Raw genomic sequence first — 26,338 nt, forward strand, 5'->3', positions numbered from 1 at the left:
CTTATCCTTCGGTTGGGTAGGGTGGGCAGTCGTATCCTGCGGGGGAGCGGGTAAAAATTTCATACCCGGTCTGGGTTACGGCCAGCATATGCTCAAACTGCGCGGACAGGGAGCGGTCGCGTGTGACGGCGGTCCACCCGTCTTCAAGAATTTTCACTTCAGGTTTGCCAATGTTGAGCATGGGTTCAATGGTAAATACCATGCCTGCCTTCAGCTTCATGCCTTCGCCGGGGCGACCGTAATGCAGGACATTGGGTTCGGCATGGAAAACCTGCCCGATCCCGTGACCGCAAAAATCCTCCACAATGGAGTAGCGGTGTTTTTCAGCGTGGCTCTGAATGGCGTAGCCAATGTCGCCCAGAGTGGCACCGGGGCGCACGACCTCGATACCACGCATCAGGCATTCGTAAGTGGTGGTGATCAGCTTGGCGGCTTTGATGGACACCTTTCCCACGGCGTACATACGGCTGGTATCTCCAAACCAGCCGTTCAGCTTGGGGGTGACGTCGATATTGACAATATCGCCCTCAACCAGCGGTCGGTCACCCGGAATGCCATGGCACACAACATGATTGACCGAAATACAGCACGACTTGGGGTAGCCACGGTAGTTCAGCGGGCCGGGGGTGGCGCCATGTTCAAGCGTGTAGGCATGAATTATGCGGTCCAGTTCGCCCGTGGTTACGCCGGGTTTGACGTAAGGCGTAATCATGTCCAGCGTAGCTGCGGCCAACTGGCCAGCCGCACGCAGGTGCTTGAAGTCTTCTTCGGTATGGAGAACGATTCCGCCTCTGCCCGCCATTCTGCACTTCCTCATCGTTGTTGATGCTTTTTAGAAAGCCGCAAGATGAAGAGTGCAGACCACAAAGGCAACCCGCTTTGGTTACAACAGGCCGCCTAAATGGTCATAAAATGCTCAGGTCCGGTTGTGGGCGGTCGTGTGGCGGACCATGCCGGGGGTGGCGATGGTATGAACCTTTGCGCCGATTACCGTAGTGTGGTGACCGTGGCTGACATTGGTAATGGCTGCGTGGCGGCGGTGTGTAGTAGGGGCTTCCGCCACTTCAAGTGGTGTGTGCCTGTGGTTGGCAGCCGCCATGATCAGCGCTCCACGGTGGTTGCGGTGGCGCTGGCTGCTGGAGGCCTGTGCTACAATAAGCGGGCGGGCGACGGGGGCCACACCTTCGGCGTCAAAACCGTGATCAAGCTGGTTGGCCATGACCAGAGAACGCTGGGTGTTGCTGGACGCGCCCATAACAACGCCGACCAGGCGGACATTGTCGCGCAGGGCAGAGGTCACAAGGTTGCGCCCGGCTTCCTGCGTGTATCCCGTCTTCATGCCGTCTGCCCCGGCATAGACTTTGAGCATGGGGTTATGGTTGGGAATGTAACGTCCATGGAAGCGGAATGCCGGAGTGGCGAAATAGTGGTAATATTCCGGAAAATCAGCAATCAGGCGGCGGCCAAGGGTGGCCAGGTCCCGCGCGGTTGTCATCTGGTCCGGGTCTGGCAGGCCGGATGCGTTGCGGAACTGGGTTCTGGACATGCCCATGGCTTGGGCCTGCTGGGTCATCATGGCGGCGAACTGGGGTTCACTTCCGCCGCCGATCAACTCACCCAGAGCGCAGGCGGCATCATTGGCGGACTTGGTGACCAGTGCAAGCACGGCCTGTTCAACAGTCAGGTGAGTGCCGGGAACCAGCCCGAGCTTGGAAGGCTCCATTGTGGAAGCATGAATGGAGACCGGCACGGACTGGGTAAGGGATATGCTCCCCGCACGCAGTGCGTTGAAGGTCATGTACAGCGTCATCAGTTTTGTCAGACTGGCCGGGTAGCGCCGCAGGTCCGGATCGGTCTGGGAAAGGACAGCGCCGGTTTTGGCATCCATGACAATGGAACTGATCTGTCCGGCATACTGGGCGTGGGCATGACTGGCCGTGGTGAAGGCAGCAAGCGTTACGCCAGCAAAAAGGCCTGTCCATTTGCGCAAACGCAGGGATTTTGTACTGCCAGATGCCAGTCTGTTGTGTTCTGCTGTCTGCCGTAACGCCGGTTTGTCTGCCACTGCTACCCCCACCTGTGCCGTATGGAGCACTATTCCGCCTACTGTCAGGAATCGCAAGAGCATGGCGGCAAAAAACTGGAACTCTGGCGCCGGGAATTCAGATAAGCAGCCCCGGCTCCTGTTCTGCCATATTGTGTTCGTCTGTGGCATAAATATGGCGAGCTGGTTCCATATTGGGCATGCGCGCCAGCTATTCTGTCATTCCGCTCTCTTTTATTGTACTTTGGCTTTGCCAATATGGTGGTAAGGAACACCACTCGTTTTTCACCCAGCCTCGGGAGTTTGGTTGCCATGGCCTCGTTTCATTTTCCTGTTCTGCATACAGGCAACGGGCCGTCGCGGCGTGATGGGGGAATGGATTCGGACCGGGATGATGTGGAAATTGGTGTGGTGGTGCGGGCCAAGCCTAAAACCCGCAAACCCGCCATGTACAAGGTGCTCATGCTCAACGACGACTACACCCCTATGGAGTTTGTGGTGTACGTCCTTGAACGCTTTTTTCAGAAAAACCGTGAAGAAGCGACGGACATCATGCTTAACGTCCATCGCAAGGGTGTGGGGGTCTGTGGCGTGTTTACGTACGAGGTGGCGGAGACCAAGGTCTCCCAGGTTATGGATCTGGCACGTCAGAACCAGCACCCTTTGCAGTGCACCATAGAGAAAGACTGATACCAGCACGCCCGCCGCTTTTGTGAACACTGCCTGAGTGCGGGAGTGCTCTTGTGGCATTTGGCGTGCGCGCGTGGTCAGGCCCGCGCCATTGGGTTGGCAGACCCGCTTCCGGCTAGAAAATGCGGCTTTGCTGATGTGGCGCCCATAATTTCTGCAATTGGGCTGGTGTGGTAAAAAGCGCGAAAAACAAGCGTTTTCACCAGAGATGAGAACGAAAAATGCGTGAACATGCGTTTTTTGTGTGGTTATGACTCGCATTTCTTGCCGAAGCAGCCAAATATGTTTGCAGGGCACCCGATCATGGTCCCGTGGTTGTTTTACCGTGGTCGGAAAGTCCGGGGAAAGGAGCGTCTCGTCATGTTGTCACGCAATCTTGAGCAGACGCTGCATCGGGCGCTTATTCTGGCCGGGGAACGGCATCATGAATATGCCACGCTAGAGCATCTGCTTCTTGCCCTGGTTGATGATGCGGATGCCGTAACGGTGTTCCGCGCCTGTGGAGTTGATCTGGACCGGTTGCGGACAGACCTGACAGGTTTTCTCGACAAGGACCTCGCAGGTCTGGCGTCTGAGCGCCCGACTGAGCCCAAACCTACTGCCGCGTTCCAGCGCGTTATCCAGCGGGCGGCCATTCATGTGCAGTCCACCGGGCGTGATGAGGTCACAGGTGCCAATGTGTTGGTCGCCCTGTTTGCCGAGCGTGAAAGCCATGCGGTGTATTTCCTGCAATTGCAGGACATGACCCGTCTGGATGCAGTGAACTTTCTCTCCCACGGGATTGCCAAAGCCCCCGACCGCGCTACCCGGCGTCCGGTTGCAAGCAGCAATACAGGTGCGGAAAAAGGGGAAGAGCCCGAACGGGCCGAAACCAAAGCACAGAAAAATCAGGATGCGCTGTCCACCTACTGCGTCAATCTGAACGACAAGGCGCTGGCCGGTAAGGTTGACCCGCTGATCGGGCGGGATACCGAAATTGAACGCACGATCCAGATTCTGTGCCGGCGCACCAAAAATAATCCGCTATATGTTGGTGACCCCGGTGTGGGCAAAACCGCTATTGCGGAAGGGCTTGCCCGCCGGATTGTGGAAGGCAGCGTGCCCGAAGTGCTGCTTAAATCCACCATCTATTCGCTGGATATGGGCGCATTGCTGGCTGGCACCCGCTACCGTGGCGATTTTGAGGAACGCCTCAAAGCCGTTGTAACGGAACTGGATCAGGACCCGCACGCCATTCTGTTTATTGATGAAATCCATACCGTTATCGGTGCGGGTGCAACATCGGGCGGGGCCATGGATGCGTCCAATCTGCTCAAACCTGCTCTGGCGGCTGGCACGCTGCGGTGCATAGGCTCGACCACCTACAAGGAGTTCCGCCAGCACTTTGAAAAAGATCGTGCTCTTGTCCGGCGGTTCCAGAAAATTGATGTGCCCGAACCCAGCATTGATGACGCGGTCAAGATCCTGCGCGGCCTGAAGGGGAGCTACGAAAAACACCACAAGGTCCGCTACACGGAAGAAGCCATTCGTGGGGCTGTGGAACTCTCCGCACGCTACATTCATGACCGTAAACTGCCAGACAAGGCGATTGACGTGATTGATGAGGTCGGGGCATCGCGTATGCTCCAGCCTGAAGGTCGCCGCCGCAAGACGGTTAACCTGAAGGATGTGGAAGACATTATTGCCCGTATTGCCCGCATTCCACCCAAAAGCATTTCTGCCGATGACAAGGAAGTGCTGCGTTCTCTGGAACGTGACCTCAAAGGCATGGTGTTCGGGCAGGATCAGGCGATCGATGCACTTTCTGCCGCCATCAAACTGGCGCGTGCGGGTTTGCGTGACCCAGAAAAGCCGATTGGCAACTATCTGTTCTCCGGCCCGACCGGGGTTGGTAAAACCGAAGTCGCCCGCCAGCTTGCCAGTGCACTGGGCATTGAACTGATCCGCTTTGATATGTCTGAATACATGGAGCGGCACTCCATCTCCCGCCTGCTGGGTGCGCCTCCGGGGTATGTCGGGTTTGATCAGGGCGGTCTGCTGACCGATTCCATCGACCAGCACCCTCATGCCGTGCTGCTGCTGGATGAGATCGAAAAAGCCCATCCCGACCTGTATAACGTGCTGCTACAGGTTATGGATAATGGTCGCCTGACAGACCATAACGGTAAAACGGTCGATTTCAGGAATGTTATCCTGATCATGACCACTAATGCCGGTGCGTCCGATATGAGCAAGGAAGCCGTGGGCTTTGGCCGCAAGGTGCGCGAAGGCGAGGATGAAGAGGCGATCAAGCGCCTGTTTACTCCCGAGTTCCGCAACAGGCTGGATGCGGTTATTCCGTTCGCACATCTGACGCAGGAGATTGTCGGGCAGGTTGTTGAAAAGTTTGTGTTGCAGCTTGAAGCGCAACTGGCTGATCGGCACGTGACCATCGAACTATCTTCGGCGGCCAAGGAGTGGCTGGCGGAAAAAGGATATGACCGCCTGTATGGTGCTCGTCCGCTGGGCCGGGTTATTCAGGAATCCATCAAGAAACCTCTGGCTGAGGAGCTGCTGTTCGGGCGTCTGGCCAAAGGGGGGGCGGTTAAGATCGGCCTCAAGAATGGTGAACTGGCGTTTGATATTGTGGAGAGCAACGCCAACGCTGCTTCCAGCTCCGGTGAGGATGAACGCGGGAGCGAAAAGGAAGAGGAAGCCGCCGACTAGTTTTATGCAGAATTTGTAAAATATGTGTGGCTGGCCAGTTTTTTCTGGCCAGCCATTTTTTGTTCAGTCGTATTTTGTGCCGTTGACAATAACGTAGCCCGGAATACCCCATGAGCGGCCAGTGCCCCGGTGTGTCCAGTCCACGCCCTGCTGGCGTGCGGAATCATAATAATACCGGCCGACCACTTCGACCTTGTCGCCCTTGGCGACCCATGGCCAGGCAGGGGTGTGCATTTCGTCCAGATTGGTCACAATGCGGATGGAAATATTGGGTGCGACCGTTATGTAGAAATAGCCATGCCGACCACTGCGGGTCTGTCTGGCTGTTCTGGAAAGGGCCAGAACAGTCCCGCAAATGTGCACAGCGGCATCTGTTTTTGGGCCACCGTTTTCAAACGTCTGCTGCTTGTGCAGAAAATCCTGATTGTCGCATGTGGCGGACACGGAGGCAGGTTGGTCTGCATCCGCATGTCTGTGCCGAGCCTGTGCCGGGGTGTTCAGGGTGGGCAAGGCCAGCCCGACGCATAAGGCCAGCAGAGGCATGCGACGTGTCAAATGGAGCATGGGAATCCTTGTGAGTGCTCAACGGGTTTGTCTGACTGTGTTCATGACCGGGCGGCAACTCTGTGTCAAATGCACGTGATTGGAGTGGAATAGATTAATAATCAGGAGTTTACAGGCTTTAACAATTTCGGCAGAACAGAAGGATACAGTATATTCTGCTGTTGTTATGGCGAGGGTGGTTGTGTGTCCCATTGCGCCATATTGTTTCGATTCCGGATTGAAAGACATATCCCGCATGCAAGACGATATTCTAAAACTTGCTTACGAAGTCTCTCAGATGACGCGGGAAAAAATTCATCTGATTGCTTCAGTCATGAACGAAGCCAAGTTTCTTGCCATCAACACACGCATCGAAGCTGCGCGGGTTGGGCAGGCTGGTGCGGCTTTTGGCCTGCTGGCAGATGAAATGGGGCGGATTTCCACTCGTATTGTGGGTATTGCCTCAGAATTGCGGAGCGCAACGGACAGCAGTACCGAGCGCCTGTTAAAAGCAGGGAATGATCTGCTGTTGCGTGGCAGGGGAGAGCGCCTGACGGATCTGGCGCTGAATATCGTGGACCTGATTGACCGCAATCTGTACGAGCGTTCGTGCGACGTAAGGTGGTGGGCAACCGATAGTGCTGTCGTGCAGGCGCTGGAGAGCGGCACTCCCCAAGCCTACCAGTATGCTGCGCAGCGTTTGGCAACGATTTTAAAATCCTACACTGTGTACCTCGATCTTTTTATTGTCGACGCCAAAGGCAGGGTTGTGGCCTGTGGCCGTCCGCAAACACATCGTGTTCTGGAAGGGAGCGATATGTCGGGCGAGGCATGGTTTACAAAAGCCATGCGCACGCAAAGCGGGGAGGAGTATGCGGTCGCAGACGTAAACCGTGTGCAGGCGCTCAATAACGAACAGGCCGCCATTTACAGCACCGCCATCCGTGCAGGTGGGGAGGCACGCGGGCAGGCGCTGGGTGTTCTGGGTATTGCGTTTGACTGGGCGCCGCAGGCCGAAACCATTGTCAAGGGTGTGCGCCTGTCCGATGTGGAACGGGAGCAGACGCGCGTGATGCTGGTGGATACCCATAAGCGTATTATTGCATCATCTGATGGTAGTGGCGTGTCCGATGAGTATTATAAGTTCACACCACAGGCGGAACGTGGCTACTACGTCAACGGAGACAGGCTGATCGCTTATGCCCACACTCCGGGGTACGAGACCTACAAAGGTCTGGGCTGGTACGGGGTGCTGGAAACGACCCTGTAGAACAAAAGGTTTTTATAAGGGAGCCTCCCGTTTCTCAATAATCCTCTCCCGTTGGGGCGACAGACTCCAACGGGAGAGGTGTTTCAGGGTTTTTCCTGCAACAGGCGTGTGCGGTAGTCATCAAGCTGGTGCATCACGTCGGGGTTGGGTTGGGGGGTGACCTGCCGCAAATTATGCAAGGCCCGGATAATGGTGCCAATCACCACAAGACGCGCATACCACTTGTGGTTGGCAGGTACGATAATCCAGGGGGCATGCGCGCGGGCGGTCTGGGTAATGGCGTCCTGGTAAGCAGTTGCGTAATCATCCCAGTATTCGCGCTCATGCAGGTCGGAGGGTGAGAATTTCCAGCGTTTTTCAGGAATATCCAGTCGGGCCAGCAGGCGTTCGCGCTGCTCCTCGCGCGAGATGTTCAGGAAGAATTTGAGTACAATTGTGCCCTGTCTGCTCAGGTAGTGTTCAAGATGGCGAATATCGCTATAGCGGCCATCCCAGAATTCAGGGGTGTTGAGTGCTCCGGGAACATGCCCGTTTTTAAGCAGCTCAGGATGGACGCGGCTGACCAGAACATCCTCATACTGGCTGCGGTTGAAAATAACGATGCGCCCGGCCTGTGGTGCAGCGGCATGGATACGCCATAGAAAACCATGCAGCAGATCGGTCGGGCCAGGCTGTTTGAACGAGGTCACTGCAACCCCTTGCGGGTTCACGCCGGACATGACGTGCTTGATCGTACCATCCTTGCCTGCGGCATCCATGCCCTGCAGAATGATCAGGAGCGAGTGGGTCTGGTTGGCGTACAGAAGTTCCTGCAGGTCCTGTAACAGACCTTTGACCTGCCTGAGCAGGTTTTTACCCATGTCCTTGTCCAGTCCCAGATGCCCATCATCATCGGGGTTGTGGTCGGCAAGCCGGAACTGGCTGCCGTCAGTGACCTTGTAACTGTCGAGTGCATTCAAAAAGCGGGAAAGGGTGTTCATGGACATGTGTCCTGAAAATTGAGCAATATGTGTCGGATGCATAGAATTACAGACAACAGTTGTGCTGGCAATCTTGCCAAAAAAGGAAGTGTTTCTCATATCTTGAACGATGGCATTCGCAAACACTCCCCAACTCGCCCCCGCAGTGATGGATAACGGCCTTTCTCTGGCAGGTATGCTGCTGGTTGCAACGCCCATGCTTGGGGGTACCCTGTTCGGGCAATCCCTTATTTACATGTGCAGGCACACGTCAGATGGAGGGGCCATGGGGCTTGTAATCAACAAGCGTCTGCCTCGCCCTGATTTTGATGACCTGCTGGAGCAGTTGCATATTGCCCCCGTACCCCCGGTGCGGCGGATTGGCCTGTGCGCGGGTGGCCCGGTGGAGGAGGGGCATGGTCTTGTCCTGCATTCTGCGGAGTGGAGTGGTCAGGACAGTCTGCGCGTTACCGAGAATGTGACACTGACCTCCAGTATGGATGTGTTGCAGGACATCGCTCAGGGGGGTGGCCCGCAGGACGCGCTGCTGGCCATGGGGCATGCGGGCTGGTCTGCGGGGCAGCTTGAGCAGGAAATTTTCCAGCATGATGCATGGCTGGTTGTGCCTGCCACGCGCGAATTGATTTTTGGTATGGATCATACCGCCAAATGGCGGCGGGCTCTGGCTTCCATCAATATTGATCCTGCCCGTCTGAGTGGGCAGGCCGGTCATGCCTGAGCATAGGGGTCAAAAAAGCCATGTCGGGCTATGACATGGCCGCAAAACAGGTTGCTCAGTAAGGTTCGGCCCGTGTGGTTTCGGCCGGTTTTCTGGCCCAGCGCCAGGCGCTTATGCTCTGCCGGGCCAGTTCGCGGTGCATGATCATGATCGGCCACTGGGCCGCAGCCTTGTAATGGCCCATGCCATCGGGGGCGGACAGGCGCGTGGCAAGCGCTTCCACCAGTGTAACCGAGCGGTGTCTGCCACCGGAGCAGCCAATGGCGATGGTGGCGTATTTTTTGCCTTCCTCCACAAAGCGCGGCAGCACAAGCTGGAGCATGGCGTGGATCTGGTTGAGAAAAGGCAGGTAATCCGGGTCGTGGGTTACGTAGGCCGCAACATCTCCATCCAGTCCGGTTTTGGGGGCCAGTTCGGGCACGTAGTGCGGGTTCCGCAGGAAGCGGGCATCAAACACAATATCCGCCTCCCGTGGCAGGCCCGCTGGGTAGGCGAAGGACATAAGGGTAACAGTCAGCCCTTCGCTTGCGCCACCCACCCACGGGCTAAACCGGCTTTCCACAAACTGTCGCAGGTCCGGTGGGGGCATGTCGGTGGTGTCGATCACCAGATCGGCAGCAGCGCGCAGGGGGGCGGTCAGGGCCACTTCGGCCTCTATGCCTTCCTTTATGCTGCTATGGGGGGCAAGCGGGTGTCGCCGCCGGGTGGCGGTGTAACGGCGTAGCAGCACACTTTCGTCCGCTGTGGCGTAAATCAGTTCCACGCGCAGGTGGGGGTTAACCCGCAGGCGATCCAGAGCAGCCAGTACGGCTGAGGCGTCAAACCCTCTTGTGCGGGAATCGACTCCTATGGCCACAGGCCGTTCTGCGCGGGCTACAATATCGTCCAGCATGCCAAGTGGTGGGTTGTCGATCACCTCGTGATCAAGGTCTTCCAGAATCCGCAGGATGGAAGACTTGCCCGCCCCGGACAGACCAGACACCAGCAGAATGCGGCGCGGAACTGACGTATCATCCGCCATGTGCATGGCCGACTCTTCCTTTTTTATTGTCCGAACAGAAACGCACCCACCCGATTGTTGGCGGCCTCTGGCGCGCAATTCGGAGGCGGCGCAAGTGTAAAGCAGTTTGATGCGGAAAGAGAAGGCATTCTGCTCAGACCAGCTATACCGGATGCTAAGGAATAGAGCCAACAGGCCCAAGGTGGTGCATTTGTTACGAAAGGGAAAATTGCGGTTCCTGCTCCGCTGCCTTACATCATCATTCCGTGATGAAAGATAAAACCCTGACACGGACCCCACATTCCGTCGCCAGTCGTCCGCGCGTCGTGCAAACGGCGGGGGGCTTTGAGCTTGCCGGGCTACATGCCTCCCAGTTCCGGGGGGTGGACCTTGCCGACCAGTGCCGCGCAGCCTTTGAAGAGGCCGTAACCCTGCTGGAGCCGCATGATCTGACACTGCGCGATGTCAGCCGCATTGTCTGCCATATTGCGGATGCGGATGAGTTTCCCGCCAGTTTTCCGGTTTTTCGCCAGTTTTTTCCCACCACATCACCCGGTATGACCATGATGTGGCTTAAGGATGTTCCCCCTTCTGCACCAAAAATCACGGTTGATCTGATTATCAGCGTACCGGAAGAGGAAGACATGGGTGTGGCCACCGGGTTCTGACCTTGCTAAGGCCCGGCCACGCCTAGCGTGGCGGCAGGCTGAGTACGCGGGGAAGTTCGATGATGAACTGCGCTCCGTTTATGCCTCCCTTGTGATCATGCAGGTTTTCTACTGCAATGCTGCCGTGCAGTGCCTCAATGATCTGGCGGCTGATGGACAGGCCAAGGCCGGAATGTTGGCCAAAATTCTCGCTTTTTGGGCGTTCTGAATAAAAACGGTCAAAAATGGAATCCAGCTTGGCCTGCGGAATGCCCGGCCCCTGATCCGAGACGGAAATGCGAACCATTTTGCCATTGGCTGCGGCACGCAGGGTAATCTGCCCATCGGGCGGAGAAAACGATATGGCATTGCCGATCAGGTTGCGCAGCACCTGCACCAGACGGTCTTCCACGGCAAGGGCGGTTAACGGGTGTTCGGGTGTATCATCCTGCACATCGGTCACCATAACGGGCTGTCCATTCTGGCGTGTGGCCTGATGAATTTCCGTCAGAACAGCCAGCAGCGGGCCGACAGCCACGGGGCGCGCCTTGGCGCGCGACATTTCCGCATCCAGTCGGCTGGCGTCGGAAATGTCGGTAATCAGACGGTCCAGTCTGCGCACGTCATCGTTGATGATGGTCAGCAGGCGGCGCTGCTGGTTCAGGTCTTCTATGCGCAGCAGGGTTTCAATCGCTGAACGGATGGACGTCAGCGGGTTTTTGATCTCATGGCTGACATCGGCCGCAAAGCGTTCAATAGCGTCCATGCGTTTCCACAGCGCCTGTGCGCTGGCCTGCAGGGCGCGGGCGACATCACCAATTTCGTCCCGTCGGGCCAGCAGGCGTGCGGGCACCGTGCCCGTGCGCCCCGTTGTGTCCCGCATGACCTGGGCGGAGGCCGCCAGCCGCAGTAATGGCCGCGCAATGGTGAGCGACAGGTACCACGACAGCAGGACCGTCAGCACCAGAGCCAGAAAGAAAAGCGAGAGAATGGTCGAGCGGATGGCAAACAGCGAGCGATCTACCTGAGACGCCACGCGGGTCAGCTGGATAACGCCAACCGTCCAGCCATCACGCATGACAGGTTCTGCGACTGTAATAATCAGCCTGCCACGGGATGTGCGGCGGATATAGGGCGGGGCTTCGGGTGGTGGATGGTCGGTGCCGTCAAGGCGCTGCGGCCGGTCCGGGCGGTCGGGAATGTCTTCCTCATCGGTATTGAGGGTGACAATACCCGGATTATGCCCAGACCACAGCCACGTTAGAAACCGTTCGTAAATGCCGGGCTGGAACGCGGGGGGGAAGGGGATGGTATGGGAGTGGAAGTGGTGTGGCTCCGGTGGCGTGTCCAGCGTATCGGTCACATCGATCAGATTGTCCGCGACCAGCCGCCCATCGGGGCCAAACAGGCGGGCATGGGCGTTGGGGCTTGGTTCGGTCAGACGCTGGAGGAGAGGGCGGGCCAGTGTGGCTTCCAGCTCATACCCACGATCCTGTAGCTGGGCAGCATGGGGATGAACGGCGCGTACCGCACTTTGCCCCAGCGCTCCGGCGTAAATGCGGGCCTGTTCCCGCAGGGCAGTGACCTCGGTCGCCAGCAGGCTGTTGCGGAACTGGTTGAGAAACAGCACCGTCAGCCCCAGCAAGGCCAGCGGCAGGATATTGACCAGCAGCACCCGGCGCATGAGGGGGGAAATCAGCCGGGTGCGGGATGCCTGATAGGCCGCGGTGGCCTCCACCCCGCCATTATGCGCGCGCTGGCCGGGCATGCGCAGGCTACGGGCCTGTGCAAACAGATGCGCAAGCAGGGGGGGGCGGTTGGTCATGCCCTTGGGTCAGTCTTCCTTGTAGCGGTAGCCAATGCCGTACAGGGTTTCGATCTGGTTGAAATCATCATCCACCTGCCGGAATTTTTTGCGCACCCGTTTGATATGGCTGTCAATGGTGCGGTCATCCACATACACGGTGTCTCCGTAGGCCGCATCAATCAGCTGGTCACGGGATTTGACCAGTCCGGGGCGCTGCGCAAGGGTTTTGACCAGCAGGAACTCGGTTACGGTCAGGGGGACGTCCTCCCCTTTCCAGGTGCACTTGTGGCGCAGTTCATCGAGCGAGAGGTTGCCGCGCGTGAGTGCGCCGCCGCCTGTTGGCGCGCCATTGGCTTCTGCTCGGCTGACCTCGTTACGGCGCAGCAGGGCACGAATGCGCTCCAGCAGCAAACGCTGGGAGAAGGGTTTGGTAATATAATCATCCGCTCCCAGCCGCAGGCCCATAAGCTGGTCCACTTCCTCATTTTTGGAGGACAGGAAAATAACGGGCAGGTTGGAGCGGGTGCGCAGGCGTTGCAACAGTTCCATGCCGTCCATGCGGGGCATTTTAATGTCCAGAATAGCCAGATCGACCGGATAGGCCGTCAGCCCCTGCAATGCCGATTCGCCATCCGTATAGGTCCGGACGTTAAAACCCTCTGCTTCCAGGGTCATCTGAACCGATGTCAGAATATTGCGATCATCATCAACCAGCGCAATTGTCTGCTTGGTGCGCTCTGTCATCGTTTGTGTGTTCCTTCCCTTGCCATCAGCGCAAGCTGTTTAGCTTAGGCGCCGCAGGCTTCCAATGCCAAGAGGGGGAATGGTGTGACGCACGCTTTTTTCCGGCCAATGGCTGCCGTGCATAAAATCCTGCGTTGCAGGGGGTAACAGGTCTTGTCGGCTGGGGCGGTGTTGCCTACTTCTTGCTCTATGACCCAAGATACAGAACCCACACAGGTCGAGACCCCGGTAGATCCGGCTCCGGCCGAACAGGCCGCCCCCCAGCAAGGGGGCGCTGCCGAGAATGCCGCCGATGCACATGTGCAGGACCTTGAACGCTCCGTTACGGAGTTCAAGGAAAAATGGCTGCGTGCTGAAGCTGAAAACCAGAACCTGATGGCCCGCGCCAAGCGCGACGTGGAGGACGCCCGCCAGTACGCGGTGCAGAAATTTGCGCGTGATGTGGTGGAAGCGGCCGAAAACCTGCGCCGCGCGCTGGACAGCCTGCCTGCTCCGACCGAGGGTGAGGATACGGTTGTGGCCAAGATGCGCGAAGGCATTGAAAGTACGGAGCGCTCCTTCCTGTCCATTCTGGAACGGCACGGGATCAAGAGCGACAATCCGGCGGGCAAGGCGTTTGACGCCAATCTGCATCAGGCCATGGCCGAACACCCCAGCGCCGAGCACGCGCCTGGTACGGTTATGCAGGCATGGACCCCGACATGGACGCTGCATGGCCGTCTGCTCAAGCCTGCCATGGTGGTCGTGGCCAAGACCGGGGACGCACAGTAACACTGCGTGGGAGGGAAGATAAAAAACCTTCCCGCAGAGTGGTTTTTCCTTCTTGAAAAAGGGAAAACCGCACCATACATCAGGGTTGTCATTCTGGTTGCGCTCCGGTTCTGGTCCGGGTTCAGCCGGTTGCGATGGAAAAGGGCTTTGTCTGATGCTTCGGGTCGGATGAAGTCGCTAAAAGGAGCATGAAATTGAGCAAAGTCATTGGTATCGACCTCGGCACCACCAACTCCTGCGTGGCCGTGCGCGAAGGTAACGAAACAAAAGTCATCGAAAACAGCGAAGGCGCACGTACGACGCCGTCCATGGTCGCTTTCACCGAAGGGGGTGAAATGCTGGTCGGGCAGGCCGCCAAGCGTCAGGCTGTGACAAACCCCACCAACACCCTGTATGCCGTAAAGCGCCTGATCGGCCGCCGCTTTGACGATGCGACCGTCCAGAAAGACAAGGGCATGGTCCCTTACACCATTGTCAAAGGTGACAATGGCGATGCATGGGTCGAGGCACGTGGCACAAACTACGCACCTTCCCAGATTTCCGCCTTCATTCTGGGCAAGATGAAGGAAACGGCTGAAGCATATCTGGGCGAAAAAGTCTCGCAGGCCGTTATTACGGTTCCCGCATACTTTAATGATGCCCAGCGTCAGGCAACCAAGGACGCAGGTCGCATTGCCGGTCTGGAAGTGCTGCGCATCATCAACGAACCCACGGCAGCAGCTCTGGCTTACGGGCTGGAAAAGAAGAGTGGCGGCACCGTGGCCGTGTATGACCTTGGTGGCGGCACGTTCGACGTTTCCGTTCTGGAAATTTCTGATGGCGTGATCGAAGTCAAATCCACCAACGGGGATACGTTCCTGGGTGGGGAAGATTTTGACAACCGTATCATCGGGTTTCTGGCAGACGAGTTCAAGCGCGAACAGGGCATTGACCTGCGCTCCGACAAGCTGGCTCTGCAGCGCCTGAAGGAAGCAGCGGAAAAAGCCAAGATCGAGCTGTCCTCCTCCAAGGAAACCGAAATCAACCTGCCGTTCATCACGGCTGATGCGTCTGGCCCCAAGCACCTTGTGGTCAAGCTGACCCGCGCCAAGCTGGAAAGCCTTGTGGATGATCTGATCAGCCGCACGCTTGAGCCCTGTAAGGCAGCACTTAAGGATGCCGGTCTGTCCGCTTCGGGGATTGATGAAGTCATTCTGGTCGGCGGTATGACCCGTATGCCCAAGGTGATTGAAACGGTTAAGGAGTTTTTTGGCAAGGATCCTGCCCGCAACGTCAACCCTGATGAAGTGGTTGCCATTGGTGCCGCCATTCAGGGGGCAGTGCTCAAGGGTGATGTCAAGGACGTTCTGCTGCTCGACGTTACCCCGCTGTCTCTGGGGATTGAAACGCTGGGGGGTGTGTTCACCCGTCTGATCGACCGCAACACCACTATTCCGACCAAAAAGAGCCAGGTGTTCTCCACGGCAGAAGACAATCAGGGCGCTGTGACCATCAAGGTCTATCAGGGCGAGCGTGAAATGGCGGCTGACAACAAGCTGCTGGGCAACTTCGACCTGACCGGTATTCCCGCCGCGCCGCGTGGCGTGCCTCAGATTGAAGTGACCTTTGATATTGACGCCAACGGCATTGTGTCCGTTTCCGCCAAAGATAAGGCCACTGGTAAGGAACAGCAGATCAAGATCCAGGCATCTGGTGGTCTGTCTGACAACGATATTGAAAAGATGGTCAAGGACGCAGAAGCCAACGCAGCAGCCGACAAGGCCAAGCGTGAGCAGGTGGAAGCCCGCAACAGTGCGGAATCTCTTGTCCATCAGGTTGAAAAGTCCCTGTCCGAAGTGGGTGACAAGGTGCCTGCTGCGGACAAGACCGAAGCTGAAGGTGCTATTGCTGCCGTTAAGTCCGCTCTGGAAGGCACGGATGTTGAAGCCCTCAAGAGTGCAACGGAACGGCTGACACAGGCTGCCATGAAAGTGGGTGAAGCTGCTTACAAGGCTGGTCAGGAAGCTGAAGGCGCTGAAGCCGGTGCCGCTGGTGCCAAGGCTGACGAAAAAGACATCGTTGACGCCGACTTCGAAGACGTGAACGAAAACAAGAAGTCCTGATCGGACGCATGCAGCCCTAAGGCCATGTGACAGGCATGGCCTTAGTGTATTATTTTTCCGGCGTCCGTGCTTTTTATAAGGCGGACGCCGTTTTACATTTTACATTCTGGACAGATGCTGTGCTCACGCAAGAGGCAGCCCCAAGAGGACTTTCATGGCTACTCAGCTTGATTACTACGAAATTCTTGAGGTAACCCGCACGGCCTCTGCCGAGGAAATTAAAAAATCCTATCGCAGGATGGCCATGCAGTTTCATCCCGACCGGAATCCGGGGGATGAGGCGGCGGAAGCCAGGTTCAAGGAAATCAATCAGGCTTACGATGTCCTCAAGGATGAGCAGAAGCGCGCTGCCTACGACCGCTTTGGCCATGCAGCGTTTGAGGGAGGTGGGGCAGGTCCCGGCGGGTTCGATTTTAACGGCTTTGGTAGTGGCGGTCTGGGCGATATTTTTGAGCAGATGTTCGGGGACATGATGGGCCGCCGTGGTGGGCAGGCCCGGAGTGGGAACGATATTCAGACCCATGTTGAAATCACGCTCGAAGAAGCATTTGCAGGCGTTGAAAAAGAGGTGCGGGTTATTACCCGTGTCGCCTGTGACTCCTGCCATGGCACCGGCTCTAACAATGGTGCGGCTGGGGTGGAAACCTGCCCGAGTTGCCATGGCGCGGGCAAGGTGCGTGCCCAGCAGGGTTTTTTTGTGGTGGAACGGGCCTGCCCGACCTGCCATGGCGCTGGCCGTGTGGTCAAGGACCCCTGCAAGGCCTGCCGTGGGGAAGGGACCGTAGAGCAGGAACGCACCATAAAAGTGCAGATTCCCGCAGGTGTTGAGGACGGAACACGCATCCGCCTGACAGGAGAAGGAGAGGCCGGTGGCAATGGCGTGCCATCAGGTGACCTGTATGTGCACGTCTCCGTTTCCGAACACTCCATTTTCCAGCGTGATGGGGCCAACGTATACTGCCGCGTGCCCCTGCGTATGGCGCAGGCTGCATTGGGGACCGAAATAGAAGTGCCTGTGATTGATGGCAGCCGCACGAGCGTTAAAATTCCGGCGGGCGCACAGACCGGCGCGCATTTCCGCCTGCGGGGCAAGGGCTTCTCGGTTCTGCGTTCCAGCGCCCGCGGGGATATGTATATTCAGGTCACGGTGGAAACGCCGCAGGTTCTGACCAAGCGCCAGCGTGAACTGCTGGAGGAATTTGAGAAAGAGGCGGGCGAAGATATCAAGCACAGCCCCGAACACACAGGTTTTTTCCGCCGTGTCCGCGATTTTTTTGAAGGATCGGAATAACACACATGCGCATTGGTATTGCCGGGATTACAGGCCGTGTGGGGCGTTTGCTGGTTGAGGAAGTGCTTGCAGCCGGGGCGACCGTGGCAGGGGGTCTTACCCGCTCGCCCGGGCAGGCAGCAGGCCTGCCTGCGGATATTCCGCTGTTTACAAGCATGTCTGCACTCGCGGAACAATGCGAGGTTGTCATCGACTTCACACATGCCGATACGCTTGTGTCGAGTGCTCGGTCCCTGGTCGGTACGGGAGTGGCGTGGGTACTGGGTACAACGGGCCTGTCCGCACCGCAGAACCAGATGCTGCGGGACGCTGCAGGGAACATGACCATCGTCCATGCGGCCAATTTTTCACCCGGTGTCACACTGGTGCGTCGCCTCGCCCAGATGATGGGGCGAGCCTTGCCCGCAGACTCCTACGATGCGGAAATTGTGGAAATGCATCACAGGCAGAAGGTGGATGCCCCTTCAGGCACGGCGCTGGCCATTGGTCAGGCTGTGGCCCTTGGTCGTGGCGTGGCGCTGGAAGATGTGCGTGAAAGCGGGCGTGATGGTCTGACCGGCCCCCGTAAATCTGGCGCCATTGGCTTTGCCGCCCTGCGGGGGGGGCAGATCGTGGGGGAACATGACGTTCTTTTCATATCAGCCGATGAGCAGATTACCCTGTCGCACCGGGCTTTTGACCGGCGTATTTTTGCCACGGGTGCCGTGCGTGCCGCATTGTGGACAAAAGGGCAGGAAGCAGGGCTTTACAGCATGGAAGACGTACTGGGGCTGCCCCCGCTGTAAGGTATGACCCGGACAGCTTGGGGCGTGCCCCGCGTCTGGTGCAGGGCTGAAAACAGGGGCTTGTCTTTTGCGCTGGTGGCGTATGGCTCTTGACCATTACTTGCTATGCCGCCATAGGATGCCGTCCCCTTTTTTGGGGATGGTTACCTGTTTTCTTTTTTCACTGGCGTGGGGCGAACGGCACCATCATGCGTAAAGACGGCGATTTTCTGTTTACTTCGGAATCAGTTTCCGAAGGTCATCCCGATAAAGTTGCTGACCGGATCAGCGATACCGTTCTGGACGCGTATCTGGCGGCAGACCCCGAAGCGCGCGTGGCGTGTGAAACGCTGGTAACGACCAACCGTATCGTTCTGGCTGGTGAAGTGCGCGGTCCCGAGTCCGTAACGTCTGAGCAGCTGATTCATCTGGCTCGTGAGGCTGTTAAGGATATTGGCTACGATCAGGCCGGTTTCTCCTGGCGTCATGCCGAAGCATCCAACTACCTGCATGCTCAGTCCGCTGACATTGCCGTAGGTGTGGACAGCACATCGGATAAGGACGAAGGTGCTGGCGATCAGGGCATCATGTTCGGTTATGCCTCTAACGAGACAGATACCCTCATGCCTGCGCCGCTGTATTATGCGCACCGCATCCTGCATACCATCCGTGACCTGCGTCGCGCTGGTGATGCCCGTGTTGCGGGCCTTCAGCCCGATGCCAAAAGTCAGGTGACCCTGCGTTACGTCAATGGTCGTCCGGTTGGTGCCACCTCTGTTGTGATTTCCACACAGCATGATGACGGTGCGGACCAGAAAATTCTGCGTGAGAGCCTGCTGGACGTAACCCGCAGCGTGCTGCCTGAAGGCTGGATGCCCCCTGAAAGCGAATTTTATGCCAACCCGACTGGCGTATTCGTTATCGGTGGTCCTGATGGAGACTGTGGTCTGACCGGGCGCAAGATCATTGTGGACACCTACGGCGGTGCAGCACCGCATGGTGGTGGCGCATTCTCTGGCAAGGACCCGACCAAGGTTGACCGTTCCGCAGCCTATGCGTGCCGTTACCTTGCCAAGAACGTTGTGGCCGCTGGTCTGGCAGACCGCTGCACCATCCAGCTTTCCTACGCTATCGGCGTGTCTCACCCTCTGTCTGTTTACGTGGACCTGGATGAGAGCGGCAAGGATGTGGATGAAGCCCGTCTGGGTGAAGTCCTGCGTGAAGTCATGGACCTGACGCCGCGTGGTATTCGCAAGCACCTGCGTCTGAACCGTCCGATCTATGCAATCACATCTGCTTATGGTCATTTTGGCCGTACGCCCGATGACAGGCTGGATACCTTTACATGGGAACGCACCGATCTGGTGGACGCCCTGCGCAGCGCACTGAAGCGCTGATATAAAGGTAGCGAGTTCATGACGGAGGCAAAAGGTCAGGCTGTTGCTGGCCAGCCCGAAGCAGTGGAAGTAAAACCTCCGCCGGAAAGGCTGTATGGCCGCCAGCGCGGGCATCCGCTACGCCCCCGTCAGGAGCGCCTGCTGGATGAAACGCTGCCACGCCTGCGCTTTCCGCTGGATAAGGCAGCAGCGCCAGCTTCTGTTTTTGGTCATGCGCCAGAACAGATATGGTTCGAGGTCGGCTTTGGTGGGGGCGAGCATGTGCTGGCCCAGACCAGAGCACACCCCGCGGCAGGCTATATAGCCTCCGAAGTTTTTCATAACGGTCTGTGTTCGCTGCTGAACAAGCTTGTGCCTGTTGAGCAGGAAGCCACCGCCCCACTGCCGGACATGCTCCGCTTGTGGGATGATGATGCGCGTCTGGTGCTGCGGGCCTTGCCTGATGCCAGTCTGGACCGGCTGTTCCTGATGTTCCCTGACCCATGGCCCAAAGCACGGCATGCCAAACGCCGGTTTGTGCATCCGCAGAATGTGGAACTTTGTGCCCGGGTGCTCAAACCCGGTGCCGTCTGGCGCGTTGCCAGCGATGACCCGACCTATCAGGCCTGGGTGCAGGAGGTCATGTCTGCGCAGCCGTATTTTGAGGCGTCACCACCGGCTACGACCCGCCCCGATGGCTGGTTTCCCACCCGGTATGAAGCCAAGGCCATAGCCGCTGGCCGTCAGCCACTTTACTGGACGTTTACCCGCCGCTAGGCGGTGTCCATCTTCTTTGTTCCGGCTGGTTGCCTCTGCGCGGCATGTTGGCTAATCAGCCGCATTACGTTTTTTGCCGTGCGAAAGGTCCCCCATGAGCCAGACGATGCTTCCTATCCGTCGCGCCCTTATTTCCGTATCCGATAAAGCCGGTCTGCTTGATCTGGCGCGTGCCCTTGTGGCGCAGGGGGCGGAAATCCTGTCCACGGGCGGTTCCGCCAAAGCCCTGCGTGCTGCTGGCGTGCCCGTTACGGAAGTGTCGGATTACACGGGCTTCCCCGAAATTCTGGATGGCCGCGTTAAAACGCTGGTGCCCAAAATTCATGGGGGCATCCTTGGCCGCCGGGATCTGCCTGCGCATGTTGAGCAGATGAACGAACATGGCATTGGCCCGATTGATCTGGTTGCCGTGAATCTTTACCCGTTTGAAAAAACGGTTGCGTCTGGTGCAGATGCTGAAACCTGCATTGAAAATATTGATATTGGTGGCCCGGCCCTGATCCGTGCAGCCGCCAAAAATCACGCGCATGTGGTGGTGCTGACCGATCCGGCCCAGTACGAAGGGTTGGTTGATGCGTTGGGCGATGGTGGCACCACGCTGGATATGCGCCGCTTTTATGCTGGTGCGGCTTATGCCCGTACGGCGGCATATGACGCGGCCATTGCGGCATGGTTTGCAGCACAGGCGCAGGATACATTCCCCGAGCGGTTTGCTCTGGCTGGCCAGCGGGCTGAAATTCTGCGCTATGGTGAGAACCCTCACCAGCAGGCTGCATTTTATCGCGATGGCAGTACCCGTCCTGGTGTGGCCACGGCAGTACAGGTGCAGGGCAAGGCGCTCTCGTACAACAACATCAACGATACGGATGCTGCGTTTGAAGCTGTTGCCGAGTTTGATGCTCCGGCCGTGGTTATTGTCAAACATGCAAACCCCTGCGGTGTTGCCGTTGCAGACACGCTGACCACAGCGTGGGATCAGGCTCTACGGTGTGACCCGGTTTCCGCCTTTGGTGGCATTGTTGCCCTGAACCGTCCACTGGATGCGATAACGGCGGAAAAAATTTCCACCATCTTTACCGAAGTGATTGTGGCGCCTGATGCAGCGGAAGACGCAAAGACCCTGCTGGCGCGCAAAAAAAACCTGCGTCTGCTGCTGACGGGTGGCCTGCCTGACCCAACCGCTGCCGGTACGGTTGTGCGTTCGGTTGCCGGAGGCTTTTTGGCCCAGACCCGTGATAACGGGCGGATTGCTCCCGAAGCGCTGAAGGTTGTCACCAAACGCGCGCCCACGGAACAGGAAATGCAGGATATGATCTTTGCCTTCCGGGTGGCCAAGCATGTCAAGTCCAACGCTATTGTGTACGCCAGAGACTGTGCCACAGTGGGTATTGGCGCAGGGCAGATGAGCCGCGTGGACTCTGCCCGCATTGCCGCCAGCAAAAGTGGAGAGGCTGCTAAGGCAGCGGGTCAGTCCACGCCTCTGACACAGGGCTCCGTAGCGGCCTCTGATGCGTTCTTCCCCTTTGCGGATGGGTTGGAAACCATTGTGGCCGCTGGCGCGACCGCCGTTATACAGCCCGGTGGGTCCATCCGTGATGATGAGGTGATTGCCGCGGCTGATGCAGCCGGTATTGCCATGGTGTTCACCGGTATGCGTCATTTCCGCCACTGACGCGCTTTTCCCGCTCTTGCGGGAATGGCCCTTCATGGCAGAGTATGCACACGAGTCTCACGCATTGCCGTGTCCTGCCCCGGTGGGGGCAGGGTGCGCCTGTCCTTAGTGGTTGTTTCATGCGCTCTTTGCTTAGTTTGTCTGGTTTGATTCTGGCGTCTTCTGTTGCGGTGGCAGCTCCCGCGCATAAGGAGGCGGCAACCCACAGCACCCCCTTTGCCTCCAGGCAGACCGCAACGGAAACGCAGGCGACAGGCGTGTATGACCTATCCGTCCTGCCGGTGTTTACGGGGAGCGTGGTACAGTTTCTGCCAGCACCTCACGGGGGCATTGTCGGTTTTGTGCTGGATGATGGCACACAGGTTTTTGTCTCCCCCGAACAGGCCCATACCTTTGCTGGTCTGGTCAAGGTTGGGGACAAGGTGGAGATTCGCGGTATCAAAGGGCAGGTTCTGCCGATTATCCGCGCCTTCAGCGTGACCAGCCCGCGTGGGCGCACGGTGCAGGACAGCTTTATTGAAATGCCGCTGCATTCCCCCGAAATGATCGCTGGTCCCGACCTTGTGCTGCATGGCGAGGTCTGGATGCCGCTATATGATGCAGGCGGTCATCTGAGCGGTGCCGTGCTCAAGGATCATTCAGTTATTTATCTGTCTCCGCGCGAGGCGTTACGGGTTTCTGGCCTGCTTAAAGCAGGGCAGATGCTCTATGCTGTTGGTGGTGGCAGCAGTGGCGATCTGGGCATTGCCATTGATGCGCGTGAAATTGGACCTGCGGCGGATAAGCTGATCGGCATTGCGGTGGGGAATGTCCCCCCACCCGGTCCCGCACCGGGGACACCGGGCTATGACCTTATTCCCGGAGCGGATGAACACTAGGCCTCCGGACACAAAAATGGCGGCAACAGAACCGTGGCCGCCATTATGCGTTGAACACCTACGCAAGCATGGCGCATGCATGGCATGAACATGGATGAGTGGAGGCCAGAATGGTGTTGATACGGTGGATTATTGTTTTTCTTATTTTGGCGCTGCTGGCATCCCTGTTCGGATTTAATGGCGCGGCTTCAGGATTTTCGGAAATAGCCAAAGTCCTGCTGTTTGTTTTTGTGGTGCTGTTGATCATCAGCCTGTTTTTTGGTGGTCGTTCGCGCTCGGGGCCGTAAAAACGTACAGGACCGGCACGATCTGGCCGTGCCGGTCCTGTCAACCTTATAATATCTGCTTGTATATTCCCCCACCTTCCTGACCGGACGGTGGGGTATTTTTTAGCCTTCAATCTGGCTGAAATCGGCAATCAGACGCATCATACGCACAAGGCGGGACAGAAGTTTAAGTCTGTTCAGGCGAAGCGCGGCATCTGGCGCGTTGACTGTGACATCTTCAAAAAAACGGTCAAGGGGTTGGCGCAGGCTGGCTGCGGCCCGCATGGCATCGGCAAAGTGCTCGGCAGCAAAAGCCTGCTCCACAGCGGGTTCCACCATTTGTAGCGTTGTATAAAGGGTGCGTTCCTCATCCTGCTCAAACAGGGCGGGATTGGGTATTCCTTCATGCGGTCCGTCTTTTTTGTCTTCAATCCGCAAGATATTGGCGGCGCGGCGGGTAGCGGCCAGCAGGTTCTGGCCGTCCTCGGTTTCCAGCATGGTTTGCAATGCCTGCGCACGGGCGAGCAGACGCACGATATCCGTGTCTTCATTATCGACTGAAATCGCGGCAAGGCAATCATGCCGTGCCCCTTCGGTACGGACCTGTACGCGCAGACGTTCAGCCATGAACTGGGGCAACAGGGCCAGGTCCGGTGCATTGCGCAAAGGTTCGGGCAGGGCTTCTGCCGCCAGCGTGAACAGTTTAATCAGGTCCAGCCGCAACCCGTTTTCACGGATCAGGCGGATAATACCAAGGGCTGCGCGGCGCAGGCCAAACGGGTCGCCTGATCCTGAGGGTTTTTCACCTGCGGCAAAAAAGGCCGTCAGCATGTCAAACCGGTCAGCCAGACCCAGCACAACGGAAACAGGGGCTACTGGCACCTCGTCTCCCGGGCCGCGCGGCGTGTAGTGCTCGCTAATGGCCTGGGCCACTTCGGGCTGTTCGCCATCATGGCGGGCATAGTACCCACCCATGACCCCCTGAAGCTCGGGGAACTCCCCGACCATGCCGGTTGTCAGGTCGGTTTTGCTTAATTCGGCTGCACGTTCGCACAGTGCGCTAGGGGCACCAGTCATTTCGGCCAGAATGGCCGCAAGGCGCATCATGCGGCATGTGCGTTCCCCCTGCGAGCCTAGTCTGGCATGGAAGGTAATGGTGTTCAGCCCTTCCACACGGGAGGCAAGGCTATGTTTGCGGTCGAGGTTCCAGAAGTGCCGGGCATCGGCAAAGCGGGCGCGCAGCACGCGCTCGTTCCCGCTGACAACCAGTGCGCCATCATCGGCGGGAATGATGTTGGCGATAAAAGCAAAGCGTGGTGCTGCCGAACCATCGCTGTTGCGCAGGGCGAAATAGCGCTGGTTGACGCGCATGGACACCTGCATGACCTCAGGGGGGAGGTCCATGAAGATGGGGTCGATCTGCCCCAGAAAGGGAACAGGCCATTCGACCAGCCCTGCCACTTCATCCACCAGCCCGGCATCGGCTACAATGCTCAGCCCTTCGGCCTGCGCCAGTGCGTTCAGCCCCGTTGTAATGGCCGCACGGCGCTCGGCGGCATGGACCATCACATGGCGTTCATGCAGGTCTCGCTGCCATTGTGCGGCACTGGTGACATCCATGATGCCGGGGTTGAGGAAGCGGTGCCCTTCGGTCTGGTTGGAAGCGCTCAGGTTGTGGCCGTTATCCTCTGCCGTAGCCGTGGAAAATGGTACGATCTGGCCATCCAGCAGGCAGACAATCCGCCGCAGGGGGCGTACCCATGTCATGGTGCTGCCTGCACCCCAGCGCATGGATTTGGGCCAGGGGAAGCGGCGCAGCAGGTCGGGCATCATGGCGGCAATATGGGCTGCGGCCCCAATGGGGGCTTCTTCGCGTTCTAATACCCAGAACCCGTTTTGCAGGGTCAGCGCATCCTTGCTGACGCCATGTTTGCGGGTAAAGCCCTCCAGTGCCTTTTCCGGCGCATTCTCACGCGGGCCACGTTCGGCAACTGTGTGGCCGGGCACCATGGCGTCCAGGTTGAGAGAGGCGGCAATGCGGCGGGGGCCAGTGTAGCTTCTGGCGTCCACGGGGTTGAGCGGGGCCAGAGCCTCGCCCAGCAGGCGGAGCAGGTTTTCGCCTGCCTGCTGCTGCATGCGGGCGGGAATTTCTTCGGAAAAAAGTTCAATCAGCAATTCGGGCATGATCTTATTTGTCCTCGCCTGCCAGCCAGGTTTCGCAACACAGTTTTGCCAGTGTGCGTACCCGGCCAATATAGGCTGCGCGTTCGCTTACGCTGATGACGCCGCGCGCATCAAGCAAGTTGAACAGATGGCTGGCCTTAAGGCACTGGTCGTAGGCAGGCTGGGCAACGCCAGCCTCGGCCAGTGCCACACTTTCTTTTTCCGCATCGCTAAAGTGCTGGAAAAGACGTTCCGTGTTGGCCAGTTCAAAATTATGGCGCGAGTAATCCTGCTCGGCCCGCAAGAACACATCGCCATAGCTCAGGCCCGCGCCGTTGTAGTCGAGGTCGTACACATTTTCCACACCCTGCACATACATGGCCAGACGTTCCAGCCCGTATGTGAGTTCCGTGGAGGGCAGGGTTACGGGAATACCGCCAACCTGCTGGAAGTAGGTGAACTGCGTGACTTCCATGCCATCGCACCATACTTCCCAGCCCAGCCCCCATGCGCCAATGGTCGGGTTTTCCCAGTCATCTTCCACAAAGCGGATATCGTGCCTGTCAGGGTCAATGCCGATGGCACGATAGCTGTCCAGCAGCAGTTTCTGGCTTTCCTCCGGGGTGGGTTTAAGCAGAACCTGATACTGGTAGTAATGCTGGAGGCGATTGGGGTTTTCTCCGTACCGTCCATCGGACGGACGGCGGCAGGGCTGCACGTAGGCGGCCTTCCAGGGTTTGTTCCCCAAAGCCCGCAGGGTTGTGTGGGGGGAGAGTGTACCGGCGCCTATTTCCTGATCATAGGGCTGGAGAATGGCGCACCCCTGTTTTGACCAGAACTGGTGCAGGGTCAGGATAAGATCCTGAAAGGAAAGGGGTCGCTCTGTAGGGCGGGGAGACGCCGGGTCCATGGTATGGATGAAACTCCGCAATATGACGGTCAGGTTGAATGTGCGCATGGCACGCGTGCCCACACCATACAGCCCCACGCGCCAGACCGAAAGAGAAGGCGGACCTTATGACAGGGTTTCCTTTGTCGGGTTCTCTCTTGTAACAGGCTTGTGGGCGCGCCACATCTTGGCCAGAGTGTTCTGGCACAAAGCTCTGGTGCTGTAATTGGCCCGGCAGGG

General features: G+C 57.9%; 24 protein-coding genes. 15 read left to right on the forward strand and 9 right to left on the reverse strand.

The window, feature by feature from the left end; translation table 11 throughout:
* Position 1: 1 nt before the first annotated feature.
* Together map and PY793_RS06040 are read right to left on the reverse strand one after the other, a co-directional pair.
* Entirely contained in the window at positions 2-802 is an 801-nt protein-coding gene (gene map / locus PY793_RS06035) for a type I methionyl aminopeptidase (protein ID WP_275177201.1), read from the reverse strand.
* Between the two features lie 114 nt (positions 803-916).
* Positions 917-2,065, reverse strand: a complete 1,149-nt coding sequence (locus PY793_RS06040) for a D-alanyl-D-alanine carboxypeptidase family protein (RefSeq protein WP_275177202.1) — start codon at positions 2,063-2,065, stop codon at positions 917-919.
* A 291-nt stretch (positions 2,066-2,356) separates the two neighbouring features.
* Here PY793_RS06040 and clpS point away from each other — a divergent pair, with 291 nt between their 5' ends.
* Both clpS and clpA read left to right on the forward strand, forming a co-directional pair.
* Positions 2,357-2,734: an ATP-dependent Clp protease adapter ClpS gene (gene clpS / locus PY793_RS06045; protein WP_275177203.1), complete on the forward strand. Its 378-nt coding sequence runs from the start codon at positions 2,357-2,359 to the stop codon at positions 2,732-2,734.
* A gap of 360 nt (positions 2,735-3,094) precedes the next feature.
* Positions 3,095-5,440, forward strand: a complete 2,346-nt coding sequence (gene clpA / locus PY793_RS06050; protein ID WP_275177204.1) for an ATP-dependent Clp protease ATP-binding subunit ClpA — start codon at positions 3,095-3,097, stop codon at positions 5,438-5,440.
* 63 nt (positions 5,441-5,503) lie between these two features.
* On the opposite strand, the gene PY793_RS06055 is transcribed toward clpA, so the two are convergent.
* A complete protein-coding gene (locus PY793_RS06055; RefSeq protein WP_275177205.1) occupies positions 5,504-6,004 on the reverse strand; it encodes a hypothetical protein in 501 nt (166 codons plus the stop codon).
* 235 nt (positions 6,005-6,239) lie between these two features.
* On the opposite strand from PY793_RS06055, the gene PY793_RS06060 reads away from it, so the two are divergent.
* Positions 6,240-7,253: a cache domain-containing protein gene (locus tag PY793_RS06060; RefSeq protein ID WP_275177206.1), complete on the forward strand. Its 1,014-nt coding sequence runs from the start codon at positions 6,240-6,242 to the stop codon at positions 7,251-7,253.
* Positions 7,254-7,336: 83 nt separating this feature from the next.
* Here PY793_RS06060 and PY793_RS06065 read toward each other — a convergent pair whose 3' ends face one another.
* Complete coding sequence (locus PY793_RS06065) at positions 7,337-8,233, reverse strand: polyphosphate kinase 2 family protein (protein ID WP_275177207.1); 897 nt, start codon at positions 8,231-8,233, stop codon at positions 7,337-7,339.
* Positions 8,234-8,342: 109 nt separating this feature from the next.
* Between PY793_RS06065 and PY793_RS06070 the strand changes: the two genes are divergently transcribed.
* Positions 8,343-8,951, forward strand: a complete 609-nt coding sequence (locus PY793_RS06070; protein ID WP_275177208.1) for a YqgE/AlgH family protein — start codon at positions 8,343-8,345, stop codon at positions 8,949-8,951.
* Between the two features lie 55 nt (positions 8,952-9,006).
* Here the strand turns inward: PY793_RS06070 and rapZ are convergent, their stop codons facing one another.
* Positions 9,007-9,978, reverse strand: coding sequence for an RNase adapter RapZ (gene rapZ, locus PY793_RS06075; RefSeq protein WP_275177209.1), 972 nt, complete (start codon positions 9,976-9,978; stop codon positions 9,007-9,009).
* A 242-nt stretch (positions 9,979-10,220) separates the two neighbouring features.
* On the opposite strand from rapZ, the gene PY793_RS06080 reads away from it, so the two are divergent.
* Positions 10,221-10,619: a RidA family protein gene (locus PY793_RS06080; RefSeq protein WP_275177210.1), complete on the forward strand. Its 399-nt coding sequence runs from the start codon at positions 10,221-10,223 to the stop codon at positions 10,617-10,619.
* 22 nt (positions 10,620-10,641) lie between these two features.
* Here PY793_RS06080 and PY793_RS06085 read toward each other — a convergent pair whose 3' ends face one another.
* Together PY793_RS06085 and PY793_RS06090 are read right to left on the reverse strand one after the other, a co-directional pair.
* Positions 10,642-12,423 carry an ATP-binding protein gene (locus PY793_RS06085; RefSeq protein ID WP_408744673.1) on the reverse strand — a complete coding sequence of 594 codons (1,782 nt, stop codon included), beginning with the start codon at positions 12,421-12,423 and terminating at the stop codon, positions 10,642-10,644.
* Between the two features lie 9 nt (positions 12,424-12,432).
* Entirely contained in the window at positions 12,433-13,149 is a 717-nt protein-coding gene (locus PY793_RS06090) for a response regulator transcription factor (RefSeq protein WP_086646319.1), read from the reverse strand.
* 189 nt (positions 13,150-13,338) lie between these two features.
* Here PY793_RS06090 and PY793_RS06095 point away from each other — a divergent pair, with 189 nt between their 5' ends.
* From PY793_RS06095 to PY793_RS06135, 9 genes are all read left to right on the forward strand, one after another.
* A complete protein-coding gene (locus tag PY793_RS06095; protein ID WP_275177211.1) occupies positions 13,339-13,920 on the forward strand; it encodes a nucleotide exchange factor GrpE in 582 nt (193 codons plus the stop codon).
* A gap of 194 nt (positions 13,921-14,114) precedes the next feature.
* A complete protein-coding gene (dnaK, locus tag PY793_RS06100) occupies positions 14,115-16,022 on the forward strand; it encodes a molecular chaperone DnaK (RefSeq protein ID WP_275177212.1) in 1,908 nt (635 codons plus the stop codon).
* A gap of 154 nt (positions 16,023-16,176) precedes the next feature.
* Positions 16,177-17,313, forward strand: a complete 1,137-nt coding sequence (gene dnaJ / locus PY793_RS06105; RefSeq protein WP_275177213.1) for a molecular chaperone DnaJ — start codon at positions 16,177-16,179, stop codon at positions 17,311-17,313.
* Between the two features lie 5 nt (positions 17,314-17,318).
* Positions 17,319-18,098 (forward strand): 4-hydroxy-tetrahydrodipicolinate reductase, encoded by a 780-nt coding sequence (gene dapB, locus PY793_RS06110; protein WP_275177214.1) that lies wholly within the window; start codon positions 17,319-17,321, stop codon positions 18,096-18,098.
* A 188-nt stretch (positions 18,099-18,286) separates the two neighbouring features.
* Positions 18,287-19,474 (forward strand): methionine adenosyltransferase, encoded by a 1,188-nt coding sequence (gene metK / locus PY793_RS06115; RefSeq protein ID WP_275177215.1) that lies wholly within the window; start codon positions 18,287-18,289, stop codon positions 19,472-19,474.
* A gap of 18 nt (positions 19,475-19,492) precedes the next feature.
* Complete coding sequence (gene trmB, locus PY793_RS06120; protein WP_275177216.1) at positions 19,493-20,230, forward strand: tRNA (guanine(46)-N(7))-methyltransferase TrmB; 738 nt, start codon at positions 19,493-19,495, stop codon at positions 20,228-20,230.
* 94 nt (positions 20,231-20,324) lie between these two features.
* Positions 20,325-21,902 carry a bifunctional phosphoribosylaminoimidazolecarboxamide formyltransferase/IMP cyclohydrolase gene (purH, locus tag PY793_RS06125; RefSeq protein WP_275177217.1) on the forward strand — a complete coding sequence of 526 codons (1,578 nt, stop codon included), beginning with the start codon at positions 20,325-20,327 and terminating at the stop codon, positions 21,900-21,902.
* A 137-nt stretch (positions 21,903-22,039) separates the two neighbouring features.
* Entirely contained in the window at positions 22,040-22,780 is a 741-nt protein-coding gene (locus PY793_RS06130; protein ID WP_275177218.1) for an OB-fold nucleic acid binding domain-containing protein, read from the forward strand.
* Between the two features lie 110 nt (positions 22,781-22,890).
* Entirely contained in the window at positions 22,891-23,067 is a 177-nt protein-coding gene (locus tag PY793_RS06135; protein WP_275177219.1) for a DUF1328 domain-containing protein, read from the forward strand.
* Between the two features lie 102 nt (positions 23,068-23,169).
* Here the strand turns inward: PY793_RS06135 and glyS are convergent, their stop codons facing one another.
* Together glyS and PY793_RS06145 are read right to left on the reverse strand one after the other, a co-directional pair.
* Positions 23,170-25,230, reverse strand: coding sequence for a glycine--tRNA ligase subunit beta (glyS, locus tag PY793_RS06140; protein WP_275177220.1), 2,061 nt, complete (start codon positions 25,228-25,230; stop codon positions 23,170-23,172).
* Positions 25,231-25,234: 4 nt separating this feature from the next.
* The gene (locus tag PY793_RS06145; RefSeq protein ID WP_275177342.1) at positions 25,235-26,119 is read right to left on the reverse strand and encodes a glycine--tRNA ligase subunit alpha; all 885 of its coding nucleotides are present in this window, start codon (positions 26,117-26,119) and stop codon (positions 25,235-25,237) included.
* A 46-nt stretch (positions 26,120-26,165) separates the two neighbouring features.
* On the opposite strand from PY793_RS06145, the gene PY793_RS06150 reads away from it, so the two are divergent.
* Positions 26,166-26,324 carry a hypothetical protein gene (locus PY793_RS06150; RefSeq protein ID WP_275177221.1) on the forward strand — a complete coding sequence of 53 codons (159 nt, stop codon included), beginning with the start codon at positions 26,166-26,168 and terminating at the stop codon, positions 26,322-26,324.
* Positions 26,325-26,338 lie beyond the last annotated feature (14 nt).

It is taken from the genome of Acetobacter fabarum (assembly GCF_029069195.1).
Lineage (GTDB): Bacteria > Pseudomonadota > Alphaproteobacteria > Acetobacterales > Acetobacteraceae > Acetobacter > Acetobacter fabarum_A.